A 25,269-nucleotide genomic window follows, 5' to 3' on the forward strand; every position below is an offset into this window, starting at 1 on the left:
AGTATAGTCGTGTAAGCGATTGAATTTAGAGTTGATGGGAAGTTGAAGGAAGGCTATTTCAGGCAGGAGGTCAAAGAAATGATTGAATATGCACATATACACCATGTGAGTCTGGCTGTACGTGATCTGGAGGTTGCGAAGGAATTCTATTCCGGTTTGCTTCGTATGCAGGAGATTGAACGTCCGCCTTTCAACTCCACAGGCACCTGGTATGCCCTTGGTAGTCAACAGCTTCATCTGTTACAGCACCCGCAGGGACACACTCTTCGTGAGGCAGGGATCGATACAACAGATGGACATTTTGCGATCTGGGTGAAGAGTTACAAGGAGACTTTGGCCTGGCTGGAACAGCAGGGAATTGAGTATGAGGCAAGACCAGATAGTGTTGCCGGGTTTGCACAGATTTTTGTGCTTGATCCTGACCGCAATATTGTTGAGTTCGATGCACCTTATCATTCTTGAGTGATTTGCGTTTGAATAAATCCCTTGCTCCCCCAGAAATTGTATGCTATATTATCCATACATTCATAGCACGTGACGGAAGCACCGTCCATACACTGCATATTCTTGCGGTTATTGGACGGTGCTTTTTTGTGCTTTTTTTGCAGGGAGGGAAGAAGAATTGATTGTTCTTAAGGCAGTGCTGGCTTCCAAAGACAGAGAGTATATCAGCGCCTGGCTTGATTTTGTACAAGGGAGTCCTTCCGGCTCTGGTATACGATTTACCGCCTTTTCACAATGGGAACCGTTCAGGGATCACATGAATGAACAGGAAGGCAGGGAACTGCCGGATCTAGTGATTGCGGAACCGGAGTTTCTGAACAATTGGCTGGGTAACGGTGGCGAAACCTCGGGTATTCCATGGCTGATGCTTAGTGAAGGATTGGAAGAAGTGGATGAGGAAAAACGGCTGATGAAGTATCAACCTTTGCCTACACTGATGGACACTGTTCTCAATGCTTGTCGGCAGCCGCGTCGGAAGAAGGCCCATCGTCCAGGACAGGAGACGCTTTCTATTGGAGTTGTATCAGCTTCCGGCGGGAGTGGCAAAACTGCCGTGGCGATGCATATGGCGAAGCAACTGGGGCTTGCAGGATATGCTGTTCTGTATCTCAATCTAGAGACGCTGGATAGCTCGATGCCGTTTCTGGAAAAGGGTCTGTCTAGAAGTGGACAGCGTATATCTGACGTAGAAACAGGGCTGTCACGTCTGCTTTACGATTTGAAGGTGGGCAAGAAGGAATCAGGTAAACAAGGACAAGCACATTCTTCCTCTAAAGGGGTAGACGGATATGTACTTCGTCACGAAGCGCTGAAGTCGGATGTATTCTGGCCGTTATCGAATCGAAAGGAATTGCTGCAAATGTCCCGTGAAGATACGAAGAACCTGATCCGTTATTTGGCGGACTGCGGGCAATATGATGTGCTCATTCTGGATGGGGATTCAGGTTGGGATGGACGAAGTGAGGGGATTTTCGATGCTGCCGATGCATTCGTGTGGCTGGTTGAGGATGACATCTCTTCTATGCACCGCTGGGGTCAATGGATGCAGCATATGGAGCGTACGTGGCCGGATCTGCATGAAAGTGTACTGGATCGTGCCCGTTTCATTGTGAACAAGTATCGGGACAGCGTCATCAATGCCCTGCCAAGACCCGATTTGCATCTAGATGCTGTGCTGCCGTATATCCCTTCGTGGAAACAGCTGAGTCAGGAGGAAGTGATGCTTAGCTCACCGATCTTTCAACGCGAAGTGAAGAGACTATGCGCCATGATCGTACAGGATGGAGAAGAAGAACTGAAGCAGACGGGACGAATCCAGAAGGGTGATGGTTGGTCGCTATGATGGATTCATCCAAGATGATACTGGACCGTGAAGAGCAGTTTCAGATCATGCGTCGCGAGGTCAGGGCTGGCCTCGATTTAACGTCGTCTGCGGGAGACGAAGAACTCTGGCAGGGAATTGAGCGTAAAGTGCTCTCTGATCCGAAACTGGATGATCTGACCTCCGGGGAGCGTCATACGCTGGTGCAACGGTTATTTGACTCCTTTCGAGGGCTGGATATTCTGCAACCATTGGTTGATCATCCCGAAATTACGGAGATTATGATCAACAGCCACCGGGAGATTTTCGTTGAGCAAGAAGGAGAAGTCAGACAGATCACGCTGGAGTTCGAGTCCAGGGAACGACTGGAAGACATTATCCAAATGATTGTATCCGGGGTGAACCGGATTGTGAATGAGTCTTCTCCAATCGTTGATGCAAGGTTGAAAGACGGCTCTCGAGTCAATATCGTACTGCCTCCGATTGCGTTGAAGGGTCCGACCATGACGATTCGGAAATTCCCGAGTGAACCGATGAAGATGTCCGATCTGATTGGTAAAGGTGCCCTGCATGAGGAAGCGGCAGAATTGCTGCAGCAGTTGGTACGCAGCAAATACAACATTTTTATCGGCGGCGGAACCGGGTCGGGGAAAACTACTTTCCTAAATGCATTATCTCAGTTTATCCCTGCGGATGAACGGATCATCACGATTGAGGACTCTGCTGAATTGCAGATTGTCACGGTACCCAACCTGGTATCGCTGGAGACGCGTAATGCCAATACCGAGGGCAAGGGGCAAATATCCATTCGGGATCTGATCAAGTCATCCTTGCGGATGCGTCCAAATCGGATTGTCATTGGTGAGGTGAGGGGGGCAGAAGCGCTGGATATGTTGCAGGCCAAATATATAAAAAGGGTATTTTAGAAAAGCTCTCGCTTGAAGGGGTTATAATCCATTATTTTAGAGTTCACATCTGGCTTCTACGGCTTATTTTAATCATTAGTAATTATCAGCTTTGAAAGTTTGGTGAAGTCCTTAGAATTGATTTTAGAGGGTGTGGTATGTTTCAGAGAAGAGGATTGAATTTTTCATAATAGTTACTTTAGAGGAAAAAGAAAAAATGATTGCAAATTTCATGGTGTAGGCTTCTTCAAGTTGCAAAAAGCTAAAATTCAGACTCTTGACAAGCTGAACATTATATGAAGAATAATAGCCCCAACTCTGGGGTGGAGAGAAGGGGCATAGACTTTATTCTGATGTTAATTTTTCTTGAGCATTGTCATAAATTTTATACCTCTGGCAGAAAATTTGAAATAACTCCCGGAATACATTCCATCTTGTAATTCAACTAACCCGTAGGTTAATAATAATTCTCGTTCTTTGTAGAGAATTGTATTTATTTGTTTTAAGTGCCGATCAGACGTTCTATCAAGAGATTGATAAACCCCATTGTGAATGTTATTTTCAAACAATGTTATTAATTCTAGAAGATTTGTCTTTTCTAAACCAGTAATATTGGTGAGTACAACACGTTCGAATAAAGCCTTCTTTATGCGACTATAGGTATTGTAAGCTAAAAAACTGTCCTGAATCTGAAAATCTTCTTCTAGTTCAAATTCAAATATATCCTGAACATTAAAAGTGATACCTAATCCTCTTATGGAAGAAAGATCGTTCAGCGCTTTAAGAAGCTTTTCAAGTGTTTCAATCTCTATACGTTTTGTTGATCCATTTGTTAAATCATTAATAGTATTGGGACGAACATCTGCTAAAATAGCCAATTTATTTCGAGTGACCCCCAGCTTATCGATTATTTTATCCAACTTAAATATCATCTTTTATCCCCTTTGCGAAAAAGTTTTAAAGAAATTATAACTAATTAAAGTTATGAAAACAATTATTTTAGAGGATAATTATGATAATTTTTTTATAACTTCTGTAGTTAGAATTATGTTGACAATCAACCGAATTTACCCTAATGTATAACTACAGTAGTTATATAATAAAACTTCTGAACGAATGATACATATGACACTCATGAGGAAAACATCCATTTTACCAGTAAAGGAGCCATTTGCTATGACAACCGAGTATATTAGACCAACATGGACAATTGAAGAGGTTATCGTTGATTGCAACGTAAGTAAAAAGGCTATTGCTCTTATCGACAATTTTAAGGCTATCTTGGTTACTGAAGAGTTGCGCTATGAGTTCATGATGCGTGTTCCATTTGATCCCAATGGGCACCAAGTTTTCGATCTTCTAAACGAAATGAGAAAAGAGCAACTTTGTCTTAATCCAATGTCAGATGAGTCGTTTCTTGATATGTACTTGTTAAATCCAATTCAAGCATTACGACAATATTTTAAACATAGTATTGTCCCTGCTCATGAAGAGCGTATCCAGCAATGGAACATCGATCTAAAAGAGTTGGTTAAACTTAAACAAAAGGATTACTCAATTCATCTTAACAGGGCGTTAACAGCGTTGTATAAGTAAATTCAATTTTGTCAGTAACATTTTACTCGAACGGATAACGTTGTAACGTAAAAATATCTTATCAATCTGATTACAACAAAATGATACATAAAAATCTGTGAAATGACGATTTGATTCACATTTATAAGGTAGTACGTGAGTTTTGAAGTAAGCACAGTTTGTGACGAAAAGGGGATAAACATATGAAACCAATACAATTTATCAAGAACCTAATTAAAGAGTATCGTTACAAGCGTTATGAAGAAGAGCATTACAACTTATCAGAGCAAGAGCAATCTTACTGGACACTAGATACGTTTTAGATGCAACGTGAAGCAGTTGATGTATTCTTCAGATATCCTTCACCATGTGCTATGCTCACATTAGCATTACTGGATCGTGCAAGACAGCCACAATGGACAGTGTTAATGAAGGTTATGGATAAAAAATTGAGACAAAATTATAATAGACAATCCTTTGTTCTGGAAACGATGTACACAGAGATTCTTGAAGATACATTGTTTCCAGCGGCATAAGAAGGAGATATAAGTTGGATGTTTTATGCAGAAACACTGTTTGAAACGATAATGAATTTGGAGTACAGGGATGTTCCGTATCAGTGGGATAGAAAGTTAAATAATCAGGAGAGTGCAAAGGCAATCAATGAAAAGAAGTTTATCAATCGAAGACATAAGAATACCATTACAACTGAATTGGATAGTTTGTATCAAGACTTGGTTAATGAAGGATCTAGGTTAGACTTAACAGTTGAACGTAGGATAGAAATACGTGAAGAGTTAACATTGATCAGGAAACAGAAACGAATGAACATGAAAATTGAATGCTATGTATGAGGATGGTGCAAAACTGCGCTGTCCTTTTTTTGTTCGGAATCTGTTTATGCACATTGTTGTGTATATTGGAATATCACCTAATATTGATCCAATTCAAGCAATAACATGAACAATACTTTTCCGCGAAATTGCGGTAAGTTCAGTAGCCCCTAAACTGCCGGTGACGTTGTGTCCAATTTAGACACGAGTGTTCCGAGTGTTCATAGTGAACAAGCCTTGTACGCACTGTACAACTGTTTAACACAGTGTGAAACCATATTGAGTTTGTTCTCGGAATGGTCTATGGGACATGGTGTCCTAGAGTGAACGATTCCCTTTGAAGTGATACTTTTCCTTTGAAATAAAACGTTAAGTTCGCCTCATGAAAAGAGACCTTATTCGACTAGGAACATATGGTCGGGATCAATCACATGATAATTCACGACCGTAGATGGAACTCACGATTCGTTACATCCGAAACTAACAGGTGATTCGCCGTTGAGTTGTGAGAACGGAAAATTCCTCTTTCTAGCTGACTCTCATTTCACGAGTGAGTTTTAGAGGTAGCGTTTCGTTATAACCGAATTCAGAAGTCCTAAAATGGGAATACGACTCGTCTAAACTGCCATAGTCTCAGCAAAACTGCAAGGTGGATAATTTTCCACTTTGTAATCACTTTAGATGACATACTGGTGATATAATAACAATGTCTACATAACTGAGTGAGAACCGTAACCAATACGGATATAAATAAGGGGATACGAGAATGAAGAAGAAGATTCTAACAGTAGTTATGGTAAGTATGTTATTTGCAGGGGCGGTAAGCGCTGCTAATGTGTGGGGAACATATAAGGGAAATTAGATCATAAGAATCACATCTAATGGGGTAGCTTTGAAGACTCCTGACGTTCCAGCAATTAGTTACAATGGACGGACGATGATACCAATTAGTATGCTGGGGCAATTAGGGGTAGGGTATACGTGGGATGGTAAGAATCAAACTGTGGATGTAACTGTTGGACAGGCTTCGGCGACTAATGATTCTTTATCTCTTAAAACATACGTAGCTACAGCAAATAACTTTAAGAGATTAAGCGACTTGGGAGAAACTTTAAGACTATATCTAACGGTTATAGTCTTGCATATCAGAGTATTGGGTTGAATCAAAACCCTTCAGTAACTATAGGCAACATGAATAAACGATTAAACGAAACGATAAGCGCATATAATTCAATACAAAACGATTTGAAGAATAATCAGATATACAACGATGTATTAAACAATTACTTTGCTGCAATTGATTATTTTAAATTAACAGATGCTGCTTTAAATAAATACTACGGATCTAATAGTTTCACTGATTTCAACAATTACCTCACAAATTCATCCAAGGGTTTTGATTCAGCCTATGCAGGGATTTTAATATCAGAGCAGCAATACAAGTCATATATCAACATGGCTTTGTACGAATAGATATTCGCACCCTTCGGGGTGTTTTTTATATTAAAGCATAAATGGACAATTAACATTTGAGAGTTAGTAAGTTTTGTTTTATAAATCTAGGTGGATTTACACCTGTTGTTGTATAATTGTGGTAGCAAGGTGAGTTCGTTAAAGTGAGGTCTGGTTGATGTGCGCATTGTTTACATAAATTAATAGTGGGCATTGCCCTATGAAGGTTTCAGTCTATAAGAAGAAATCACTTACCTCAAGATAACTAATTCTGACTCTTCTGAATTCTTAGGTCAACCCATACATCAACTTTAAAAAAATGATTATTAATATGAAAGGGTTTGAACTGTACTTTGACATTAAACAATACAAAGAAAAGGAAGTCACTCGGAGTGAAATTGTTACTTCTTGTAGTAATAATTTTGATTATACTATTACCGCATACGTCTTATTTCCGTGAACAGTATATATTCTATAGCGTATCAACTAGCTATTTAGAGAAAAGGGAGTACATGAAAGCATATTATTTTTTGGATTTGGTGACGACTCCCATTTTCTATAAGAAGGAACAGTACAAGAAACAAGCTATTTCTGGTCAAATAAGAAAATCAAACGAATACTATGAAAAAGGTGATCTTGATAAAGCATTACGATTATTAATGGCTATACCTGAAGAAGCATACGTTTATATTAATCAAGATATTCAGAAAAAAATTACTATACTAAATGAGGAAAATAATAAACTTAAACTAGATGAAGTGGAAAATGATAAAGCTGTATATGGCAAAAGCTCTCCATTTGTAGGAATGCCAGAGAGGTACATAAGTTACACGATTTTGGGAGAGGCATCGCTAATTGATTCACACAGATACAGATTGAACAATGCAGGAAGGGCAGAAAAGCACGTAGTGAATACTTATAGTTTCAAGGATGGATCTAAAGTGGTTGTGAAAGATGGTAGAGTTGATAAAATTTATTAGTATGAAACTGACCATTTGTAAGTACGAGGGTACAAGAGAAGCAAAAGCGGAGCGATGCTAACTGGATGACCAAACTTAACCATTTGTTGCATGTCAAAATGTAGATGTTGCTGCTGCTGAATGGTTCCATAATTCATTAATATATATGTTACATATAGACGGAGGCATGTTTTGAAAATAACTAACCCATATTCTAAGAACAGGTTTTCTCGAATAGATAAGTTCCAACGTTACCTAACAGGAAAACTTTCTCTCCTCAAGCTCAAAGAAAGAAATAATCATGATTTTCTTTCGAGTATTTATTGGGGAACAAGGGAGACGGGAATCAGTTCTGATAGTGTTTCAATTCCTGATGATACTCAAGTTGAACTTCTGACTGTTACAGTAGCTGAATTAATTTCAGTAGAAGAGTTTGCAGATATGAAAGATGGTATGAAGAAATTAATATCACTATATCGTCCCTCACCATTCTATTTTAATGATCCCAATCAAATTGATGAATTTTACAATAAAGTAACAACGGATATTCATGGGAGACGTTGGAGTCTGCTTGGTAATATTAAATTCAAAGAAAATACAGATATAGGCGATTACATTGAGCATGTTCAAATTCAAGCCTCGCAAGTCTCTTCTTCAATCATTGTTTTTATATTCCAAATACATCCATCAAAGCTATATTTATCCGAATTCGATAATGTTATAAAAAAGAATGTTCAGGAAGAAAGAATATTAAGACCAAAGTTAAAAGGGCTATTCAAATTTTGGGGTAGTACAACTGAGTTCCCCGAAACAGTAAAAAATAGAATTGTGGAAGATCATATTTTAGAGCTGAAATGGAAGTTTTTTTCTGAAATCAGCAAATATCTACCTACTTTTTTTCATGAGAATGAACTTGTTTCACCAAGTGTATTACTGTATAAAATAAAACAAGAAGATCGATCTGAAGATAGCTCAAATCTATTTTGGGATTCAATCGGATTACCCCATAGTGTTTTAAGTTATAAAAATTATGTTCACGATCAATGGAATCTAATAGCAGAACTAGACAGAAGTTTGGACGACTCCATTAAAATAACTTGCAATTCTGAAAATAATCCGGAATCTGAATTTTCTTCAATCGAATCTCAAATCATTTATGAAGGAGACTATTTTATTAGAGAAGTGTTACCCGTACTTGCTATACGAAAATACACTCTCTTTATAAGTGAGCAAATCGCTAATTTTAGAATTAGCACTTTCAAATCAATATCCAATAAGAAAGTTAACTATAAGAATATAATTCATCTGAGATCGACAATTGAACGAAAAGGTTACATGTTAAACAGAATTAAAGATGAGTTTAATCCAGATAGTTTGAAAAGGAGATTAATAAGATCTTCATTTGAATGGACACCAACAAATACTGAAATCATTAGTACTCCTTTTCATGAATTTATAGTCAATAATACACTGTATCTTATTAATGAAACTTTCAAGCATTCCGAATCATTAGTAAAGACACTAGATAGCACAGTGGAAATATTGACTCTCCAAACTAACTTCTCAATACAGCGTAAAACAGTGATGCTAACAATTGTCACCATTATACTTGCAATTGTTGCCATTTATTTGACCTATTATCAAATATCCGAAAATACTCCTGCTGACTTATTGAATTTAATTAAAGAACAATTAATTTAGTATGGTTGAAAAAATAGAATAGTAGGGCGTACACTAAAAGCATCCATTGGGGTGCTTTTCTTATGTAGACATTAAGTATAGCTAAAATTGAAATCTCAAGGATAGAATGAGTAGTAGTCAAGTTGACCACCACTGAACACTTCTGCTCCGCTATATCTGTTACCCAAACCACGAATCGACTGTAATTATGACGGTGAAAATGTGTATCGTATGACTTGTCCATGTGGATGAGTCTATTCCTATTTGTATAGTTTTCTTCAAACATAGTAGATGGTAACTTGTTGTTGTATAATTGTGGTAGTTATGTAGGTGTAGTATGCACAGTTTTACCATTATTTATCTAAGTGAAATAATACTTTTACATAGAAGGGAGAAAGGGCTATGGATTCTGCTTGGATAGCAGTTTTTGGTACACTTGGTGGCTCTGCTTTAGCTACTTTCGGAACAGTGGTATCTACAAAGCTTAAGGAGCGTAGCGACAATAAGATAAGGATTTGGAATCTTGAGGACATAGAAATGAAAAGACTCCAGGACAAGAAGGAGGAGGAATTTAGAGTATATAATGAAGTCCTTAAAGCTGATGGTGAATACACCATTACTTCAATAAATGATCATGGTCTAGGAGAACTAAATGGCGAAAACTATAAACAACATGTAAGGCCAATATTATATAGAAACCTTCATATATTACCATCAAATTTGAGGAAGAAAACTAGAATACTAGACTCGCTTTTGGTCACGGAGGAGTTTTATAACTACAACACTTTGCAAGAATGGCAAGATGAACAATATGGAGTATATCAAAATATTATTAGCACCATAGAATCAAGGTATAGTGAGTCAACCAATACAAATAGTGAATAAATGAATTACATAAAACATTTCTTTTACTGGAATATCTTATGATTTCTGAATAGATCGTTCAGGAGCGAAATTTAAGAAATCAAAATTAACGATAAATGATTCTGCAAGAAAGAGGATATTAAATTCATGAGTTATTACGAACTAGCTGTTGAGAGAATTAAGAATATTGACGCGAATCAATACATTGGAATCTCCAATAAAAGATACGAAGAGGTAAGGTCTAGAGGTGAATATGAAGCAGATGCTAGGTTGATTGCTGAGTATTACCGAAGAGTAGGTGTATATTTACAGTTCATCTCCAAAGAAGTTACAAGTATCTATGTGGGAATGGATTTGTTATTAGGCTATAAAATGGCCGATAATGAATGGGACGAGCTATTGGTTACAGCTCCGAACTACAAAGAAATTGATTTTTATCTTATGAAATTATTAAGCATGCACTATCTACGATGGTGTAATCTGCTTGATAGTGGCAACGATATTGCACTTCAGTTTCCAGACATTTATGAACCCATGATAAAATTATTCGAAATAGGTGGTGGGCGGATTAGCACGCATCATCATGAGCTGGTTGGTGGATTTGGAGCTTTTTCTCGTTCAATTGACGCAAAAAGAGGGCATAAGAAACCTTTCGATATAAGTGATAATGCTCTTGCAACAATAATTGAAGAGATAGAACTAGCAGAAGCATATCTGGAAGAGTATAAAGGAGGTAATCTAACAGAAAAAAATTGTATTCGATGTGGAAACACATTATTGATTCATTCAAACATAACTGAGTATGGTTATCAATGGTACAAAATTAAATGTGAATCTAAAGATTGTTTTGATAATAATTTCTCATGAATTAATATAAGAAATGAGTCTTTCATAAGAAGAAGGTGAGTTAGTGCGAATTTATATTGCTGGTATTAATCACAATGATCCACTTTCCAGAACAGAGCTTATTGAATGGATGAAAGACATTGCAAGACACGAACAAATGCCGCCAGATTTTATTGCTTCGGAATGGAAAGAGGAATATTTTAACCTGGTGAAAGATCAGCGCATAGAATTTGATAAAAAAGTACGGAGCGAATGGCCTGTTCTAACTGAAATGCAGATTGAAGCACTTACTTTATCGTTAGGATATGAAGGTGATGCTCATAAAGAGGTGTTCGGAGAATTGCCAATTTTATGGTTAGATCAAGAAAGAGAAGCTGATAATTCATCTCTTGAAGATTTTTACAAGTTCAGATTTCAAAATTTAAAGAATTGGGCACAGGAAATTGATGAAAATGAGAATTTTCTAAAGCTGCTGTCTAAGGTGATTAGAAGTACTCAGTCTGCTTCTGTAAAAACAAATCCGTCTATTGATTCTGGTCGGGATGCAGCCTTTCATAGAGCATTAAATAACGAATGCAGTCCACATAACTTGGGTTGGGCAATTATTGTTGTTGGGATTCTTCATGCACTATCAATGCCGGGAAGCATGAGAAATTTATTGGAAATTGACGGATACCAGTGTATCGTCAAAGATTTATCGGCATGATTTGCTTTTCATTATAACTCTAGGGAGTTGGGTTGATTGCCTACACAAATAAATAAAACTTCAGATACTTTTTCTATGACAGAGAACGAAGTAAATCTTGCGGTTGCTGAGTTTCTTAGAGGTAAGGGAGCAAACATTTTAAGGGTAGCAATAGACAGAGAGCAAGGGTACGATGTTCATGCTGAAATGAAAGGGTATTCATTTATTATTGAGTCAAAGGGGTCTAGAAAAAACAATCAGACAGAGAGTGTGTTTGATAGTGGACAGCTTAAAGTACATGCAAGTGCCCAAATATTTTATCTTATGAAGCAGCTTGAAATTAAATCTAAAACGACTTTCTTGGTATTGGCCAACCCCGATATTCCAAGGATAAGAAAATTGATTAGTGATGTATCTACTTCCCTGGATCAATTGGGATTAATTCAATTTTGGGTTAGTTATGAGAGAGGTGTCAGAATCGAATGTCCCAAAGAATTAAGGGAAGTATTGAGTGGCCTTGGCTTAGCGTAGGCGTAGAAATTATTATGGTAAAACGAAAATTTTACAGGATGTGATTTCATGGATATTATCACTGAAGTTCAACCCTTCTTGATCAGAATGTTAAGAGAGGTAAATATATTTCCAACAGATGAGCAAATCACAGTTATAAATAGAGGCAGGCCCCATACGTGTAAAATGGTAGAAGGAAAAATGTATATTTACATCTTCAAGCACCAAAATGAATACTTGAAAATAGGCAAAGTAGGGAAGAACAGCCAGGCTAGATTTTACAGTCATCATTATTATGCAGAAAGTTCTAGAAGCAATCTAGCCAAATCAATTCTATTGGATTCATCAATGAATGATCAATCACTTACGAGCTCATCCGTGGGGAACTGGATAAAAAATAATGTTGAACGAATAGACATAGAAATTGATGAAGCGCTTGGAGTGTTCTCATTAAATTTGATTGAATCATTGTTACATTGTCTGTACTTTCCAAGGTATGAAGGTTTAAAAAGTCAGAGAGCTAAATGAGATATGACTACCATTAAGCGTTATATACCCCAGTTAAAGTCGATAGATAATAGAGGAGAATATGAAAAGACTAAGAGAATGTTTTATTAAAGTTGCTGGTTTTCTGCTTTCGCTCCTTATGTTTTTAATAGTGATTATTTATAACCTAGTCCCACCACTTCAGATAGCCCTCTTAATCGGATACTGGAGAAACAAGAAAAATCGATTGAATAATCAATATCTTTTTAGTTACAACAAAAAACAAGAAAGATATTATCTGCATCATTCACCAGTTATGATACTAAATTATACGAATTCAACTGATTTCTACCGATACAGAGAAGAAGCCGTTGAAAAATTCAAAAGAGAACATCCTAATGTTGAATTGTTTGCTAAAACCATGACCTTGCAAAACTATTATGAGAAAAAGGGCTATGTTGGTACTGAGACTAAGATGACTTTATTCACTGTGGCATCAACCTTCATGGCTGTACTTACTAATATTAGAAATACTACAAATGTAAAGGTATGGAGATTAATACAAAGAGTTTTTTCAGAAGATGTTATGTTGTATAAGATACAGTGAAAAAAATATTTGATTGGAAGGTGATTGTTTATGAAAAGAGACATGGAGTTGATAATTGAAATCCTGAAATGTATAGAGGAAGGTTGGAGAGAGAATTTTGATAGATATTTCTCAGAAATAGAGGACGAGCATCTTTGGTATAACGTTGGTTTAACAAAGGATTATGGCTTAATTGAGGCAAATAAGATAACTACTACTAGTGGAGAAGCGTATAGACCAATTAAAATTAGTTGGGAAGGACATGATTTCTTAGATGCTGCAAGAAACGAAGCAGTAGTTAAAAGCGCTAAAGAGATAGCGAAAAGAAAAGGAGTTGAACTATTCAGTTTATCGTTTTCAATTGTTAAATCTCTGTTAGAAGAGGGAGCTAAACAATTGTTGTTCGGTAAGTAGATATTTAAGTAGATATTAATGAATTTCATAGAAAGTGAGGTTAGAGAGTTGAAATATTATCAGATGCCTGAAAATGTTAAAGAACAAAGCAAGGGTGCTCGATACTCATATACAGTTGTGGTTAATCTGTATGCTAGTAAGGATGACACGGAGGATTACATAAACAGGAACGTGAGAATTAATTCTGATACTAAGTTAAATGAAGATGAACTGGCACAGAGATCAGCAAATGTTGTGCATGGATTAATTGAGTCTCGTGCAGAGTTTCAGAGTTATGATCAAATTCAGGTTGTGGGAATTACTTTTGCAAATGCATACGACAGTGAGTTGAAATGAAACCATCTAAAAGGTTTATTCTATAGAGAAGTGAGGGGAACATTTATGCGCTATAATGATTTAATTGTGAATAGAGATTTTGAAAATAATAAAATTAAGGCTCTTCTTCACAATTCTGGACGAATGATAGATGAAGTAGTTAACTATGGTTCATTGTTAATTGACAAGATTAAGGAACCACAAAAATTCACTGAAATTCACTCGGGTTTTCAAACTTTATTTGTTCAGTTTTTGAGCCTGATTGATAGTGCAGCGATACTAGTTAAACATGGTCACAGCGATGGATTGAAACCTTTAGTGCGTTCAGTCTTAGAGCTTTCATTTAATTTGCAATATATGATGGAAGACGATTTTAACGAGAAATGTGTAGCCTATCAAGTAGCGGATGTTAGAGGAAGAATAAAAGAATATAGAAAATTTATGAATCAAAGTAGTGATGGAGTAAAACTAAGAGAATTACATGCTGAAATTGGTGTTGATGTAACAAGGGTAGATTTTCAAAAGTTAATTGACAACTTGGATAATATGTTAAAGCGAGAACCATATATGTCAATGAATGAACGGTATGATGAAGTGAAGAGAGGTTACAGCAGACTCCAGCAATGGTACACAGTTATAAATCCTTCGCTAAAGACAGTAAGAGACTTAGCTGAGCATCTTGATCAGGAGATATATTACGAAGTTGTATATAAGGCCTACTCAAATTATTCTCATGGAGGAAGCTCATTGAAGAGAGTGGCTCATGGGGATGAGAAAGCTTTGGTACTTCCACATGTTCGTCATTATGATAGTATTCCAGAAACAGCGTCTATACTTATTGGGATTGTATTGAGAACTATAGAGCAAATTGTAAATAATTTTGTAGAAGGGGAAATAAAAAGTTACATTAAATGGTATGAAAAGGAGATTCGTAATGACTTAATTCATTTGACCAGGGCTGAAGTAAAGACAAGTTACAAAGTGAAATAACTATTTTATACAAACCATTAAGGAGTGAAAGTATAATATGAAGACAATTTACAAATATAAACTTGACGCAACTGAGGTTCAAACCATTATACTGCCCTTCGATTCGGAGATTTTATCAGCAGTTTACGTTGCGGGGGACGTAGTTGTTTATGCACTAGTTGATCCCAAATATGATGGTGAAAAAATTGTGGAAGTTCTCGTATATGGCACTGGTCATGAGATAAAAAAGGATATCAGCGCCTATAAGTTTATCAATACAGTTACAATTCCCGAGAGCAGTTTAGTCTTTCATGTATTTACAAAGATGGTTCGTAGTAATAATTCTTTCTAAAATGACTGTTTCATAATTTTAAATTGAAATGGAGTGGCATATGTGGAGAAAGATAATAGAAATTTGGAGAGAATCGCTCAACTACATCAGACCTCATTTTTCAATGAGGCCAATACATACATTAGCGAGGGTTGGATTTTACTTAATATTCATACAGTTGACAGTGGACATCCTGTAGAACGAGATCAATATACGATGTTCACTCTTGGATGGGATAGTGGGAAAGGCGAGGTTAAACTGCCACAATACAATTTTTAAACTTTGGAAGACATCTGATCAAATGGCATTTCAAAAGGAAAGGGAGGTTGCTGCTTATGAATCGAATTTGCTTCCCTGAGAAACGCGTTTACATCATGCGAGACCACAATTGGGCTTATTATGCTTGGGACATTGCAAAAAGTCTAAAGTATATCAACAAAGAGTCCTCATTAATCCACGTCGATGCACATTTAGACGATTTATTTGATCAACTTGAAATTGTTGGCAACGGTTGGGATAAGGTAGATTCACTACAAGATTCTCATGACTATGCTTCAAAGACCGCTATTGATGAATTTCTAGCCCCTGCTTTTGCTAAGGGATTATTCAATAATATAATTTTCCTTTCAAATGAAAATGTTCCAGATGCTTTCCATGAGGGGAATCAAACCATAATGGGGAGAGAATACAGAGGTGCTCAGTTTACAAGTTTTAGTGCATTTAAGAGTCAAATTGAATCAGGAAAGTTAAATAGTTTACTGAAAGGCAGAACAAAAGTTCTTGACCTTGATTTAGACTACTTCAATCTAGGAACACATATGTATTCTGGACAGATTTTGAAAAGTGATAACGAGATCGTGAAGATATTAACTTATCTAAAGAATTATCCTTGGGATTTTATAACAGTAGCACAATCTCCAGAATTTTGTGGAGATGATGATGCAGCAAAACATATTTATAATTTGTTTTGTTCGGTCTTTGAATTGAACATTGAGGATGCGACCTATTGGTAGATGAAAGATGTTCTTTAAATGGAAGGAGTATAAATTATGCCAAGAAGAGACGAAGATGAAACAGATAAAATTATTGCAATAGTGAGAGATATAAAGGACAAGACTTTATATGTAGGTTTTAAGTCTGTGATTTATGTAGAAAAAGACTCAAAAGACGAAGACTTAGAGTATTTTTATGATGCTGCAGACAATAAGCAGTATGTACGTGATTACAGACATTTCATTCAAAAAGGTGAAATAGAGATACTGACATAAACATTGTATATGTGAAGGATGTGCGACCATGACAGATAAGATCAACCTTTACGTAGACGACCTCAGAGACTGTCCAGAAGGTTTCGTGGTCGCTCGTACATATTATGAAGCCATACATATACTTGAGACTAGAGAGGTGGATATTCTTACATTAGACCATGGTCTGGGTGAAGATGTGGATGGTAAAGAGCTACCCAATGGATATGACTTAGTTAAGTACTTCTGTGAACACGGATTGAGAGCGGATAAGATATACATACATACTGATAATCCTGTAGGCTGACAGAACATGTACGAGACACTGTTAGCGGCTCAGCGTAGAGGGTTCATTGAAGAGGATATTGAGATATACCATTATCCGATAACGGTGAATAGGTATTCTGGTTAAACAATGAGATACAATTGGAGATACAGCAAGGTTGTTAGCGGTCGCATGGGAGTGAGCATAATTAATGAATAAATCTTCAAATCTTTCTGGATTATTTCTGTTAGTGGTAGTTTTAATGATATTTGGATCTGTTATTCATGGATGTAACTATGTAACAAGAAAAATACAAGACTCCAATACTGTGAAAAATTTTGATAAGGCTGAACTAGATAAATTACTCTTTGATAAAGATGAGTTTATCGCAAAATTAAAGACTGTTATCAACTTTAATGGTACAGAAGAGGAAAACACTTCTAGGGGAGTATACATGTATCGACTAAATAACTGGAATTATATGTTTGTTTATACATATGATGATTATGATTATGGTGGTATCTATAATAATAAAATTCAATCAGTTTCTCTGTTAGCTGAACCTGATTTCTTAGCTTCGTATAGTCAACTTAGACTAATTTATGAAATTATGAATAATCTAAACAACCCTATGAATATTGAAGATCTGGAAGAAAAAGCGAATAGATATAGCTCAAGGATATCCCAGTCAACCTCTAATGGGTGTGGAGTAACTGAAACCATAAACTCCTCTGAATTCAGTAAGAAATGTGGTTATAAAAATACAGGAGATTCTTCATCTTGGAGTTACAATATTCCGATACATGATTTAGTCCAACAAGGATATGAGGTTTATAGGATTCAAAATAAGAAATAGTTTGAATAAAAGGCATGGTTTATTTGGAGTTTTGAGAATGGAGGAAGACAATTGGCAAAAGGTGCAGGGAATTTTGCTGATGTTTGGAAGCACTGTGTACTGCTCGAACTGGTAGAAAGTTTAGTAGAAACAGAAGCATTCAATAGAGAGAAATTTTCTTATTTTGAAACGCATGGTTCGTTGGAAAAATATAATGTTAACATAAAGACATACAAAGAAACTTCCTATTTTGAAGCAAATAGGGGGATTACTAGAATAATAATGAATCGTGATAAACTTGAATGGGATAATGAAGTCTGGCAACACCCATATTTATTGCTACAGATGAAACAAATAGACGACAAAAGTAAAAAACTGCTCTATAAATCTTCGTGGAGTTTAGTTCTGGAATTGTTAAATAAATTTGAAGTAGATTTTGATATGCAAATAAGGGAAAAGCTTAATCAAAATAAACATATAGAATTAAATGAACGTTATAGAGATCATATGAACTTGAAGTACATTTGTGATTCCGATGGCTATGACGATCTAGATATTATGCTAAAAGAAAACTACAAACCTGACCTAGTGTTTATTGATCCCTATTATAAAAATCAAAATCTTGGGCAAGAGTTAAGGGGAATAATACACAGTTTAAATGCAAAACAAATACAATTCGTTATTTGGGCTCCAAAGTATTCAAAGGGTAATGTTGTAACACAACTGACTAGATTAGAATTGAACTCCATCATGTTAATTAATTCAAATAAAAGTAAAGCTACAGGCATGACACAAAACAAAACCAATGTTCTTACCGAATCTCATATATTCTATTCAAAAAATTTGTCTCAACATATGAAGAGAGTGGATGATAAGCTTGCCTTTTTAAGGAACAATGCATTGGGTTGGTCATAATTGTTTTCGAGTAAAATGCAAGTTTGATCTATTTTGATAGGGGGTATCCATGTGGAAAAGCAATTCCTAAATCTAATTTCTTGTTTTACTAAAGACGACAACTTAACTGGTGACATAAATATTCAGAGCTCTGACTTCAGTGAAATAGTGAACAGATTCAATTTAGCGCTTCGCTTAAAAAATGAAACATTATTGGTTAGTGAGTATATGGGACAAATGATTGCTCCAGTACCTTTCGCCTCTGGAGGAAAAGAGATTAAATTTGTAACTCTGGGATTGAATCCTCATTTAGACACTAAGAGTACCAACAAAACCGTCAAGGAGAAAGAAGCTGCTTTATCCACTTGGGAGGAATATTCAAGATTCTATAACTCGGAAGGTATATTTAAACATGTTGCCGTGCCGATTGGTAGGTATTATAGGGAAATGACACCATTGGCGACATCTCTAATTGAAGGGGAATATACAAGTTGGTTGGATTTTAAACAGGGTTTAACTAAGGAAGAAACAAGCGCAAAAGTTATTAAATCACTTGAGAATTTTTGCGCTGCAGAATTTATTCCTTTTCACTCGCATAGGTTTAAACCACACAGTTCAGATGTTGAAAAGCTCTTTAATACAATTCCTGAATTTAAAAATTATCTAACTTTACTCTTTGATACGATACATAAATCACTTTCAAAAGATGGCTGGATTGTCTGTAATGGTAGTAACTCTTGTGATATTCTGCTTGAGATGGTATCAAGAAATCAGCAATTAGGGTCCTTGGAACTCGTTAAGGATTACAAAGCAGATAAGGCTTATTCTCTTTACTATTGGGGAAATCGACGTGTTGTACTGCTTCATCATTTCTATGCAGCGGCTGGGAGAGGATTAAAACTATCAAGCAACGAAGATAAGAAAAGAATGATCAAGGATGTTATTCAGACTTTTAGGGATAACATGAAATGTTGATTTCACATAGTTTAAATAACAAAACCCACCAAATTAAATGGCGGGTTTTTGTTGTGTTTGTATATTCTTCATTAGAGTATTTTTCCTTCAGAAGAGTCTACGTATAGTATTTGGATAATGAAGTAGATAAGATAAGTCAAATTAATTAAAGAATTTGAAAAAGAATAAACAGTTAGGAGATAAGCAATGTGAAGTAAAAAAATCAGCTTAATAATAATGAAAGGCCTAGTGGCAACCATCTCCAAGAGTTGTTGGCTTGTTTTGTTCAACCGCCGATAATAGATCCTCTTTTTTTGGACGATTTACGCAGAATGGATTCTTTTTTTTTGGTCCAATAAAGTGAATTTTTTCATTGTTTAGGATTGCAGTTTCTTCAATGATAATAAATCCTTGATCATATTTATCTTGAGAAGATGTCAAAGATTTAAGCATCAATTTATTGTTAAATGTCACTTTATGTATCAGTAAGGGAACGTAATGATATTTCTTAAGATAAACCCAGTGGTATGTTATGTCGTTCTTCTCAGCAAATCTGAGATTTATTGGCATTAATGAAAGGTAAACGATAAAGAGAAGGAATAGATCAAAATAACTATCTATAATATCTTCTTTATTTAGAAAAAAGGCTGTTAAGTTTATAAGAAAACAACCTATTATAGTTACGAGTATTGATAAGATAAGTACTTTGGTTAGTTGTCGATAAAGTGCTCTTCTGGGAGTAAACAAAATTCTCTCATGTTTGTTTGCTAATAGCAAAAGTATACCTGAAATAATAACCAAGGGTGAAAAAGTAGGAATCAAAAATTGTAACCAGTTTTCTTTTAGACCTTCGATCATTCAACCACCGCTTTCTTATTTATAAAGTTTATATCGGCAGTTATCAAATTAAATTAAATTTATAAGGACAGAGGATAGAATGTAACTTTGATTTCTCATAGTTTTAATTCGTCATCTGAGTTCTCGTTCTTCTGTTGAGTAGTCCAATTCACATAGAATCCTTTTTCATTTTTTCATAATTAACACGCAAATAAATTGCATGTGTTCACCTTGAAATAGATCTAAAGTTCGACCAGGATTTATTGAGATCTGAAAAAGAATGTTTAGTCAGTAAGGAGCAAAGACAGGCTACTAGTCTACACTTTAAGAAGAGGCATCAAATACATATTTCAAATGAAAAAAGTGGTCTAATAGACCACTCAAAATGTAGAAATAGAATCCAATATTCCGTTATAAAAGTAGAGATAGTCATACTCATATGACCATAGTTCAGTTGCAACCCTTGAACCGTTGTAAGTGCTTATATCGCTTGGATTGCCCCATGACATAAGTACCTGTTCTGTCGTCATGCCGATAGAGATACTATTGTTAGCAATATTGTCCCACGCTTTTTTAGACCAGTTTGGATAACTCGTTTTTGGATTTGTAGAATAAAAGAAGTTGTAGATATCTGACGATGGATATCCGTGCAGAAGCAATTTTAGAGTCACCTTGTTCCCATTTGCTCGATTAGCACTAATTACAAGGTTTCCATCTTTAATATCTAAAGAAGTAAAATACACTTTCTCGATATTATGTAATGGACTCGAAGAAGGAAGTTTATTGGAATTTGCCCAGTAGTATTTCCCCTTGAATCCGCTCTTAATTAATTCATACTGGAAAAAGAAACAGAAGGAGTCAGGCTCTGATTCAAGAATTGTTTCTTCGATTGTTTTTCCATCATTCAGGAGAATAGTGACATAAGTCAAATATCCACTGTATTTAAGATCAATAACCCATCCTGTTTTGTTGGTATCGTACATAAACACTTTTGAACCAAGATAGTATTTAACCCCTTCAGGAATCTTGGTAAAGTTGTTGATGATTTTATTAGACTTAGTTTGACCGTCTTTATTACTCCAAATAAAAACCGAAAAGCCTTCTGAAATGTGTTTAGCTGAATAACCCGTAATACTCAAAAACATTTTTAAAGATATGTAAGTTGTATTTTGATATATCTGAGAATTTGACTTATCGAGATTAAAGCTACCTTTGTTAGAGCTTATGCTGATGCTATTACTATAATTCACTTTGATGTTATCTAGGTCATTTAGTAACTTTACAGGTACATATAAATTGTTGTCATCAGCCAGATAAGTTTTCTGCTTTAATACTTTAATGTTTCCATCCAAAAACACTGCTGTTTCCTCTGGTGCATAAGAATTATCAAGGGTGTTGCCTTTTGCTGCATTTGTAGGAGTAGCCAGAATACAAAAGAATAAAAAAACCGAAAATAAACCAACTAAATATCTAATATTATTTCGCATGTTTCCCTCCAAATTTTGAGATTCAACATGTATAGTATCACACAAGCCATATATTAAATAGAAATATTAAATGAATTGAACAATTCAATAAAAAAGGAGCGCCCAATTACTCAGGTGCTCCTTTTTTATCTTGATATTTAAATAATTCTTCTACAGTTTGATTGAGTATACTATTGCAAACATCTAACACAAAGGTGGGGAAATTTTCTAATAGTTCAACTTCGTGATAATAGCTTAGTCCAATATGTTTATCGTTCATATCTTCAATGGCCATTATCGTAATGTACAAGTCTTTATAGTCGACTGGGTGAATTTGTCCACCGCTATGGATGACTCTATTTCTTACCTCGATTATGAACTGTAGCTGTCTCCAACATTCTAATTTTAATCGAGGCTCAACAGAGATCGCATTAAGTATGCTTTGTATAGCTTTCTGAAGTTCTGCTCCTTTGAGCTGTTTGTTTTGGAGCGAAACTATGTTTAAATCTGTATTCTCTATCAGCTCGTTGCGTATTTTTCTAATTACCATTTCCAATTCAGTTAATGCGGAAGAGAGGATTGAGGATCGCAGTAAATTGGGATACGTGCTATGTAGCTGAAAATAGCGTTCACGGTTTTCGTCCCATACCATTGTTTGATCTTCACCCTCATATTTTGCTGCAAGTCCTTTAACTCGATTTGCAAACAATGTGGCTTGAGATTTTATTGACTCTTCCATGTCTTCAGAATAAATTTTTAGTAGATCAAATTGAGAATTAGCATTTGTCTGTAATACTCGAATCGAGAAATTCATGTTATCAACCTTTCGTTTTAATATTGTTGGTAAAAGACAAGTTTTACAAGAAGAAAGGGTGGAGAAATCCACCCTATAGCTTTATCATTTTATCATTGACAAGATCATACCAATATACTGCACCCGTATTCATATCAACATGATACCATCCGTATGTAGCTATATGGTCGGGGAAATTTTCATATGCACGAATAACATATCTCCCTTCACTTGTGCCATCCTCCATGAAATGAAGTTTGTACTTATCCGCATCTTTCTTTATTTTGTTGTAAACTAAGTCAAAGGCTTTATCTAAGCTAACTTTTACAGTTGGCTGCTTGCCAATATAAAGATTATCCCCTTTTAATGAAACCTTCTCACCAATTGCATTACTCATACTTCTAACTGGTACATATGTAGTGTTCTTGTACGTTATTGCATCAGTTGTGGACTTCTTAGTACCATCTACATAGAGACTGACTTTCTGAATTACTGCTTTAATTGGTGTAGTAGTAGCTGCAAAAGCCGTTGCTCCTGTAATGGTTGATCCGATCAGTATACCGATCACTAGCCCCTTTAACTTGTCCTTCATTTTAATACTCCCTTGTTATGTGAAATAGAATACCTAATGTATTATATAACTTTTTCAATGATACGGACTACAAAAATTCCCTGTTGCATAAAGAACGCATGTTCGGTTTATAATACTGATACAAACAAATGTTCTTATTTGATTATGGGAGTGATAGTAATGGCGAAGAAAGAGCGGACAATCATGTTAATTGACATGCAGTCGTTTTATGCCAGTGTTGAAAAGGCTAAAATGCCACAATATAAAAACAAACCATTGGCAGTTGCAGGAGATCCAGCAAGACGTTCGGGAATAATACTTGCTGCATGTCCTTTAGCTAAAGCAAAAGGCGTGTCAACCGCTGAACCATTATGGCAGTCACTTCAAAAGTGTCCTGAGTTGATTATTGTAAGGCCACATATGCAAGAATATATTGAAGTATCTACGCAAATTATGTCCATTATTGAGGAGTTTACTGACTTAGTTGAACCCTATAGCATCGATGAGCTTTTCGCGGACGTGACCGGATCTCTACATCTTTTTGGAAATGACCCAATTGATTTAGCAAGGCAGATCCAAGACAAGATTTACAATGCTACGGGAGTGTATGCCAGAGCAGGCATTTCGACCAACAAAGTGATGAGTAAGCTTTGCTGTGACATGATCGCAAAGAAAGTTGATGGTGGAGTATTCTTTCTAAGAAAAGAAGAGCTCCATGAGCATATAGGCGATAAACCAATTCGTGATATGTGGGGTATTGGGTCTAGGATGGATAAACATTTATGGAAAATGGGCATTCGAACAATAAGACAGCTTGCGAATACTCCTCTGTCAAAATTGAGAAGCAAATGGGGCGTAAACGGAGAGGTTATTTGGAGAGTAGCAAATGGACTGGATGACTCTCCAGTAACAATTAATACTCATAGTGTACAAAAGGATATTGGGAACGGTATGACGCTGCCTAGGGATTATACAGAAGCTTGGGAGATTGAAGTAGTCATTCAAGATATATGTACAGAAGTGTGTAGACGTACACGTAAAAAGGGATTAATGGGTAGTGTAGTTACAATGAGTTTATCGGGAGCTGACTTTGATCACCCAACTGGATTTCACAGACAAGTTAAACTGCAAGATCCAACCAATATAACTGTAGATGTATGCAATATAGCTAAACGTATTTTTCGTCAACACTGGGACGGTCAACCTGTAAGACGAGTTGGAATATCTCTGTCCAACCTCTCCAATGCCGAGACATATCAACTGTCTTTATTTGATGATCAGGAACAAAAACGTGCGATTGATAAGGTCATGGATGACATAAAGGATCGTTATGGTGACATTGCCATACTTAGAGCAAGTTCTATTACCTCTGCTGGGCAGGCCATAGACAGATCAAATAAAATTGGAGGTCACTATAAATGAGTAAAAAACTTGAGGCAAATGGAATATGGGAATCGAGTCGCATGATGCTTCCACAGCATAAAGAGAGAATCATTGAACATCGTTCAAAAGATAATGATTTAACTAAACCTCTTTTACACGAAGATGAGTTGGAAAATATTTATCAAAACATAGGAATATCATATAGATATACAGAAGAGGCTGAATTTGAAGTTTTTGATTTGAATTCGATAAGACTGGTCAGCGGAATAATTTCAAATATTAATGAAATAGGGAAGAAAATAAGAGTTGAATGGGAAGACGATTACGAGTGGATTGATATACCGAAACTGGTTGCGGTTAGACTAAAAGGAGGAATATTCGAATAATGAAACAAAGTGCTGAAGAGTTGGAGTTGGTGAAAAAATACGCCGAAATGCCATTACTTTTAGATGTAATAGAGGAAGACAAGAAGAGAATAGATGAGAGCAACGTCATCTTAAAAAAAGAATTGAAATTCTATTTGAGCGCATTACAAGATAGAATAACCGCTGATATATATGAGTTGAAGAAGGCTTTACGAGAACAATACATTAAAATTATTGAACAGAGAAGAACCAAGGACAATTTGTTTATTTCCTACTCAATCCGCAAATATCAACATCAAATGAATCCACTAATGAGCAGGGTTAGAACAGATATGCTAGTAATGTTGGCTGACTACATGAATGTTAATGTTGAAGAAGAATAAATTCATTTTCTTATTGAATTTCAATTATCAAGTTCTACTTTGTT

At 35.9% G+C, this 25,269-nt stretch carries 31 protein-coding genes and 1 pseudogene; 27 read left to right on the forward strand and 5 right to left on the reverse strand.

Annotation, left to right across the window (positions count from 1 at the left end; all coding sequences use genetic code 11):
• The first annotated feature begins 78 nt into the window (after positions 1-78).
• From AC3ITG_RS06915 to AC3ITG_RS06925, 3 genes and pseudogenes are all read left to right on the forward strand, one after another.
• Complete coding sequence (locus AC3ITG_RS06915; protein WP_489253236.1) at positions 79-462, forward strand: VOC family protein; 384 nt, start codon at positions 79-81, stop codon at positions 460-462.
• A 160-nt stretch (positions 463-622) separates the two neighbouring features.
• Positions 623-1,846 (forward strand): nucleotide-binding protein, encoded by a 1,224-nt coding sequence (locus AC3ITG_RS06920; protein ID WP_489253237.1) that lies wholly within the window; start codon positions 623-625, stop codon positions 1,844-1,846.
• A 14-nt stretch (positions 1,847-1,860) separates the two neighbouring features.
• A pseudogene (locus AC3ITG_RS06925) lies at positions 1,861-2,727 on the forward strand (TadA family conjugal transfer-associated ATPase); the annotation flags it as partial.
• Positions 2,728-3,086: 359 nt separating this feature from the next.
• Here the strand turns inward: AC3ITG_RS06925 and AC3ITG_RS06930 are convergent.
• Positions 3,087-3,662: a helix-turn-helix domain-containing protein gene (locus AC3ITG_RS06930; RefSeq protein WP_489253238.1), complete on the reverse strand. Its 576-nt coding sequence runs from the start codon at positions 3,660-3,662 to the stop codon at positions 3,087-3,089.
• Between the two features lie 244 nt (positions 3,663-3,906).
• Here AC3ITG_RS06930 and AC3ITG_RS06935 point away from each other — a divergent pair, with 244 nt between their 5' ends.
• The 21 genes from AC3ITG_RS06935 (at position 3,907) to AC3ITG_RS07035 (ending at position 19,448) form a co-directional block, all read left to right on the forward strand.
• A complete protein-coding gene (locus AC3ITG_RS06935; protein WP_489253239.1) occupies positions 3,907-4,326 on the forward strand; it encodes a hypothetical protein in 420 nt (139 codons plus the stop codon).
• 533 nt (positions 4,327-4,859) lie between these two features.
• Positions 4,860-5,159, forward strand: coding sequence for a hypothetical protein (locus AC3ITG_RS06940; protein WP_489253240.1), 300 nt, complete (start codon positions 4,860-4,862; stop codon positions 5,157-5,159).
• Positions 5,160-6,009: 850 nt separating this feature from the next.
• Positions 6,010-6,300 carry a stalk domain-containing protein gene (locus AC3ITG_RS06945; protein ID WP_489254431.1) on the forward strand — a complete coding sequence of 97 codons (291 nt, stop codon included), beginning with the start codon at positions 6,010-6,012 and terminating at the stop codon, positions 6,298-6,300.
• A gap of 802 nt (positions 6,301-7,102) precedes the next feature.
• Entirely contained in the window at positions 7,103-7,570 is a 468-nt protein-coding gene (locus AC3ITG_RS06950) for a hypothetical protein (RefSeq protein ID WP_489253241.1), read from the forward strand.
• Between the two features lie 171 nt (positions 7,571-7,741).
• On the forward strand, positions 7,742-9,250 hold the full coding sequence (locus AC3ITG_RS06955; protein ID WP_489253242.1) for a hypothetical protein: 1,509 nt from the start codon (positions 7,742-7,744) through the stop codon (positions 9,248-9,250).
• 381 nt (positions 9,251-9,631) lie between these two features.
• Complete coding sequence (locus AC3ITG_RS06960; protein ID WP_489253243.1) at positions 9,632-10,114, forward strand: hypothetical protein; 483 nt, start codon at positions 9,632-9,634, stop codon at positions 10,112-10,114.
• A gap of 126 nt (positions 10,115-10,240) precedes the next feature.
• Positions 10,241-10,960 (forward strand): hypothetical protein, encoded by a 720-nt coding sequence (locus AC3ITG_RS06965; RefSeq protein WP_489253244.1) that lies wholly within the window; start codon positions 10,241-10,243, stop codon positions 10,958-10,960.
• Positions 10,961-11,003: 43 nt separating this feature from the next.
• Positions 11,004-11,645, forward strand: coding sequence for a hypothetical protein (locus AC3ITG_RS06970; protein WP_489253245.1), 642 nt, complete (start codon positions 11,004-11,006; stop codon positions 11,643-11,645).
• A gap of 36 nt (positions 11,646-11,681) precedes the next feature.
• Positions 11,682-12,155, forward strand: coding sequence for a hypothetical protein (locus AC3ITG_RS06975; RefSeq protein ID WP_489253246.1), 474 nt, complete (start codon positions 11,682-11,684; stop codon positions 12,153-12,155).
• Between the two features lie 48 nt (positions 12,156-12,203).
• Complete coding sequence (locus AC3ITG_RS06980) at positions 12,204-12,662, forward strand: hypothetical protein (RefSeq protein WP_489253247.1); 459 nt, start codon at positions 12,204-12,206, stop codon at positions 12,660-12,662.
• Between the two features lie 61 nt (positions 12,663-12,723).
• Complete coding sequence (locus tag AC3ITG_RS06985) at positions 12,724-13,227, forward strand: hypothetical protein (RefSeq protein WP_489253248.1); 504 nt, start codon at positions 12,724-12,726, stop codon at positions 13,225-13,227.
• 30 nt (positions 13,228-13,257) lie between these two features.
• Positions 13,258-13,620, forward strand: coding sequence for a DUF2513 domain-containing protein (locus tag AC3ITG_RS06990; RefSeq protein WP_489253249.1), 363 nt, complete (start codon positions 13,258-13,260; stop codon positions 13,618-13,620).
• A 48-nt stretch (positions 13,621-13,668) separates the two neighbouring features.
• On the forward strand, positions 13,669-13,956 hold the full coding sequence (locus AC3ITG_RS06995) for a hypothetical protein (protein WP_489253250.1): 288 nt from the start codon (positions 13,669-13,671) through the stop codon (positions 13,954-13,956).
• Between the two features lie 45 nt (positions 13,957-14,001).
• Positions 14,002-14,925 (forward strand): DUF5677 domain-containing protein, encoded by a 924-nt coding sequence (locus AC3ITG_RS07000; RefSeq protein ID WP_489253251.1) that lies wholly within the window; start codon positions 14,002-14,004, stop codon positions 14,923-14,925.
• 37 nt (positions 14,926-14,962) lie between these two features.
• Entirely contained in the window at positions 14,963-15,256 is a 294-nt protein-coding gene (locus AC3ITG_RS07005) for a DUF7352 domain-containing protein (RefSeq protein WP_489253252.1), read from the forward strand.
• A 314-nt stretch (positions 15,257-15,570) separates the two neighbouring features.
• On the forward strand, positions 15,571-16,248 hold the full coding sequence (locus AC3ITG_RS07010) for a peptide arginase family protein (RefSeq protein WP_489253253.1): 678 nt from the start codon (positions 15,571-15,573) through the stop codon (positions 16,246-16,248).
• A gap of 36 nt (positions 16,249-16,284) precedes the next feature.
• Positions 16,285-16,503: a hypothetical protein gene (locus AC3ITG_RS07015; protein WP_489253254.1), complete on the forward strand. Its 219-nt coding sequence runs from the start codon at positions 16,285-16,287 to the stop codon at positions 16,501-16,503.
• Positions 16,504-16,531: 28 nt separating this feature from the next.
• Positions 16,532-16,786, forward strand: coding sequence for a cyclic-phosphate processing receiver domain-containing protein (locus AC3ITG_RS07020; RefSeq protein ID WP_489253255.1), 255 nt, complete (start codon positions 16,532-16,534; stop codon positions 16,784-16,786).
• 169 nt (positions 16,787-16,955) lie between these two features.
• Positions 16,956-17,600 carry a hypothetical protein gene (locus tag AC3ITG_RS07025; RefSeq protein WP_489253256.1) on the forward strand — a complete coding sequence of 215 codons (645 nt, stop codon included), beginning with the start codon at positions 16,956-16,958 and terminating at the stop codon, positions 17,598-17,600.
• A gap of 51 nt (positions 17,601-17,651) precedes the next feature.
• Positions 17,652-18,494 carry a hypothetical protein gene (locus AC3ITG_RS07030; protein WP_489253257.1) on the forward strand — a complete coding sequence of 281 codons (843 nt, stop codon included), beginning with the start codon at positions 17,652-17,654 and terminating at the stop codon, positions 18,492-18,494.
• Between the two features lie 51 nt (positions 18,495-18,545).
• Positions 18,546-19,448 (forward strand): hypothetical protein, encoded by a 903-nt coding sequence (locus AC3ITG_RS07035; RefSeq protein ID WP_489253258.1) that lies wholly within the window; start codon positions 18,546-18,548, stop codon positions 19,446-19,448.
• Positions 19,449-19,673: 225 nt separating this feature from the next.
• On the opposite strand, the gene AC3ITG_RS07040 is transcribed toward AC3ITG_RS07035, so the two are convergent.
• From AC3ITG_RS07040 to AC3ITG_RS07055, 4 genes are all read right to left on the reverse strand, one after another.
• On the reverse strand, positions 19,674-20,285 hold the full coding sequence (locus AC3ITG_RS07040) for a hypothetical protein (protein ID WP_489253259.1): 612 nt from the start codon (positions 20,283-20,285) through the stop codon (positions 19,674-19,676).
• Between the two features lie 359 nt (positions 20,286-20,644).
• Complete coding sequence (locus AC3ITG_RS07045; RefSeq protein ID WP_489253260.1) at positions 20,645-21,751, reverse strand: hypothetical protein; 1,107 nt, start codon at positions 21,749-21,751, stop codon at positions 20,645-20,647.
• Between the two features lie 106 nt (positions 21,752-21,857).
• Complete coding sequence (locus tag AC3ITG_RS07050) at positions 21,858-22,544, reverse strand: hypothetical protein (RefSeq protein WP_489253261.1); 687 nt, start codon at positions 22,542-22,544, stop codon at positions 21,858-21,860.
• 73 nt (positions 22,545-22,617) lie between these two features.
• Positions 22,618-23,115, reverse strand: a complete 498-nt coding sequence (locus AC3ITG_RS07055) for a hypothetical protein (protein WP_489253262.1) — start codon at positions 23,113-23,115, stop codon at positions 22,618-22,620.
• Between the two features lie 159 nt (positions 23,116-23,274).
• On the opposite strand from AC3ITG_RS07055, the gene AC3ITG_RS07060 reads away from it, so the two are divergent.
• Genes AC3ITG_RS07060 through AC3ITG_RS07070 form a run of 3 tightly spaced genes read left to right on the forward strand, consistent with a single transcriptional unit; the run spans position 23,275 to position 25,225 of the window.
• A complete protein-coding gene (locus tag AC3ITG_RS07060) occupies positions 23,275-24,516 on the forward strand; it encodes a DNA polymerase IV (protein WP_489253263.1) in 1,242 nt (413 codons plus the stop codon).
• Positions 24,513-24,863 (forward strand): YolD-like family protein, encoded by a 351-nt coding sequence (locus AC3ITG_RS07065; protein ID WP_489253264.1) that lies wholly within the window; start codon positions 24,513-24,515, stop codon positions 24,861-24,863. Before AC3ITG_RS07060 ends, AC3ITG_RS07065 begins: the two co-directional genes overlap by 4 nt.
• A complete protein-coding gene (locus AC3ITG_RS07070) occupies positions 24,863-25,225 on the forward strand; it encodes a YhjD family protein (protein WP_489253265.1) in 363 nt (120 codons plus the stop codon). The genes AC3ITG_RS07065 and AC3ITG_RS07070 overlap by 1 nt, the downstream gene beginning before the upstream one ends.
• Positions 25,226-25,269 lie beyond the last annotated feature (44 nt).

It is taken from the genome of Paenibacillus sp. GL_099_B (assembly GCF_057835695.1).

Excerpts from the sequence above, each read along its gene's own strand:
- AC3ITG_RS06915 (WP_489253236.1), top strand. The coding sequence starts at position 79 with ATGATTGAATATGCACATATACACCATGTGAGTCTGGCTGTACGTGAT.
- AC3ITG_RS06930 (WP_489253238.1), bottom strand. The coding sequence starts at position 3,662 with ATGATATTTAAGTTGGATAAAATAATCGATAAGCTGGGGGTCACTCGA.
- AC3ITG_RS06935 (WP_489253239.1), top strand. The coding sequence starts at position 3,907 with ATGACAACCGAGTATATTAGACCAACATGGACAATTGAAGAGGTTATC.
- AC3ITG_RS06940 (WP_489253240.1), top strand. The coding sequence starts at position 4,860 with ATGTTTTATGCAGAAACACTGTTTGAAACGATAATGAATTTGGAGTAC.
- AC3ITG_RS06950 (WP_489253241.1), top strand. The coding sequence starts at position 7,103 with ATGAAAGCATATTATTTTTTGGATTTGGTGACGACTCCCATTTTCTAT.
- AC3ITG_RS06960 (WP_489253243.1), top strand. The coding sequence starts at position 9,632 with ATGGATTCTGCTTGGATAGCAGTTTTTGGTACACTTGGTGGCTCTGCT.
- AC3ITG_RS06965 (WP_489253244.1), top strand. The coding sequence starts at position 10,241 with ATGAGTTATTACGAACTAGCTGTTGAGAGAATTAAGAATATTGACGCG.
- AC3ITG_RS06980 (WP_489253247.1), top strand. The coding sequence starts at position 12,204 with ATGGATATTATCACTGAAGTTCAACCCTTCTTGATCAGAATGTTAAGA.
- AC3ITG_RS06985 (WP_489253248.1), top strand. The coding sequence starts at position 12,724 with ATGAAAAGACTAAGAGAATGTTTTATTAAAGTTGCTGGTTTTCTGCTT.
- AC3ITG_RS06990 (WP_489253249.1), top strand. The coding sequence starts at position 13,258 with ATGAAAAGAGACATGGAGTTGATAATTGAAATCCTGAAATGTATAGAG.
- AC3ITG_RS07000 (WP_489253251.1), top strand. The coding sequence starts at position 14,002 with ATGCGCTATAATGATTTAATTGTGAATAGAGATTTTGAAAATAATAAA.
- AC3ITG_RS07005 (WP_489253252.1), top strand. The coding sequence starts at position 14,963 with ATGAAGACAATTTACAAATATAAACTTGACGCAACTGAGGTTCAAACC.
- AC3ITG_RS07010 (WP_489253253.1), top strand. The coding sequence starts at position 15,571 with ATGAATCGAATTTGCTTCCCTGAGAAACGCGTTTACATCATGCGAGAC.
- AC3ITG_RS07015 (WP_489253254.1), top strand. The coding sequence starts at position 16,285 with ATGCCAAGAAGAGACGAAGATGAAACAGATAAAATTATTGCAATAGTG.
- AC3ITG_RS07020 (WP_489253255.1), top strand. The coding sequence starts at position 16,532 with ATGACAGATAAGATCAACCTTTACGTAGACGACCTCAGAGACTGTCCA.
- AC3ITG_RS07025 (WP_489253256.1), top strand. The coding sequence starts at position 16,956 with ATGAATAAATCTTCAAATCTTTCTGGATTATTTCTGTTAGTGGTAGTT.
- AC3ITG_RS07040 (WP_489253259.1), bottom strand. The coding sequence starts at position 20,285 with ATGATCGAAGGTCTAAAAGAAAACTGGTTACAATTTTTGATTCCTACT.
- AC3ITG_RS07045 (WP_489253260.1), bottom strand. The coding sequence starts at position 21,751 with ATGCGAAATAATATTAGATATTTAGTTGGTTTATTTTCGGTTTTTTTA.
- AC3ITG_RS07050 (WP_489253261.1), bottom strand. The coding sequence starts at position 22,544 with ATGAATTTCTCGATTCGAGTATTACAGACAAATGCTAATTCTCAATTT.
- AC3ITG_RS07055 (WP_489253262.1), bottom strand. The coding sequence starts at position 23,115 with ATGAAGGACAAGTTAAAGGGGCTAGTGATCGGTATACTGATCGGATCA.
- AC3ITG_RS07060 (WP_489253263.1), top strand. The coding sequence starts at position 23,275 with ATGGCGAAGAAAGAGCGGACAATCATGTTAATTGACATGCAGTCGTTT.
- AC3ITG_RS07065 (WP_489253264.1), top strand. The coding sequence starts at position 24,513 with ATGAGTAAAAAACTTGAGGCAAATGGAATATGGGAATCGAGTCGCATG.
- AC3ITG_RS07070 (WP_489253265.1), top strand. The coding sequence starts at position 24,863 with ATGAAACAAAGTGCTGAAGAGTTGGAGTTGGTGAAAAAATACGCCGAA.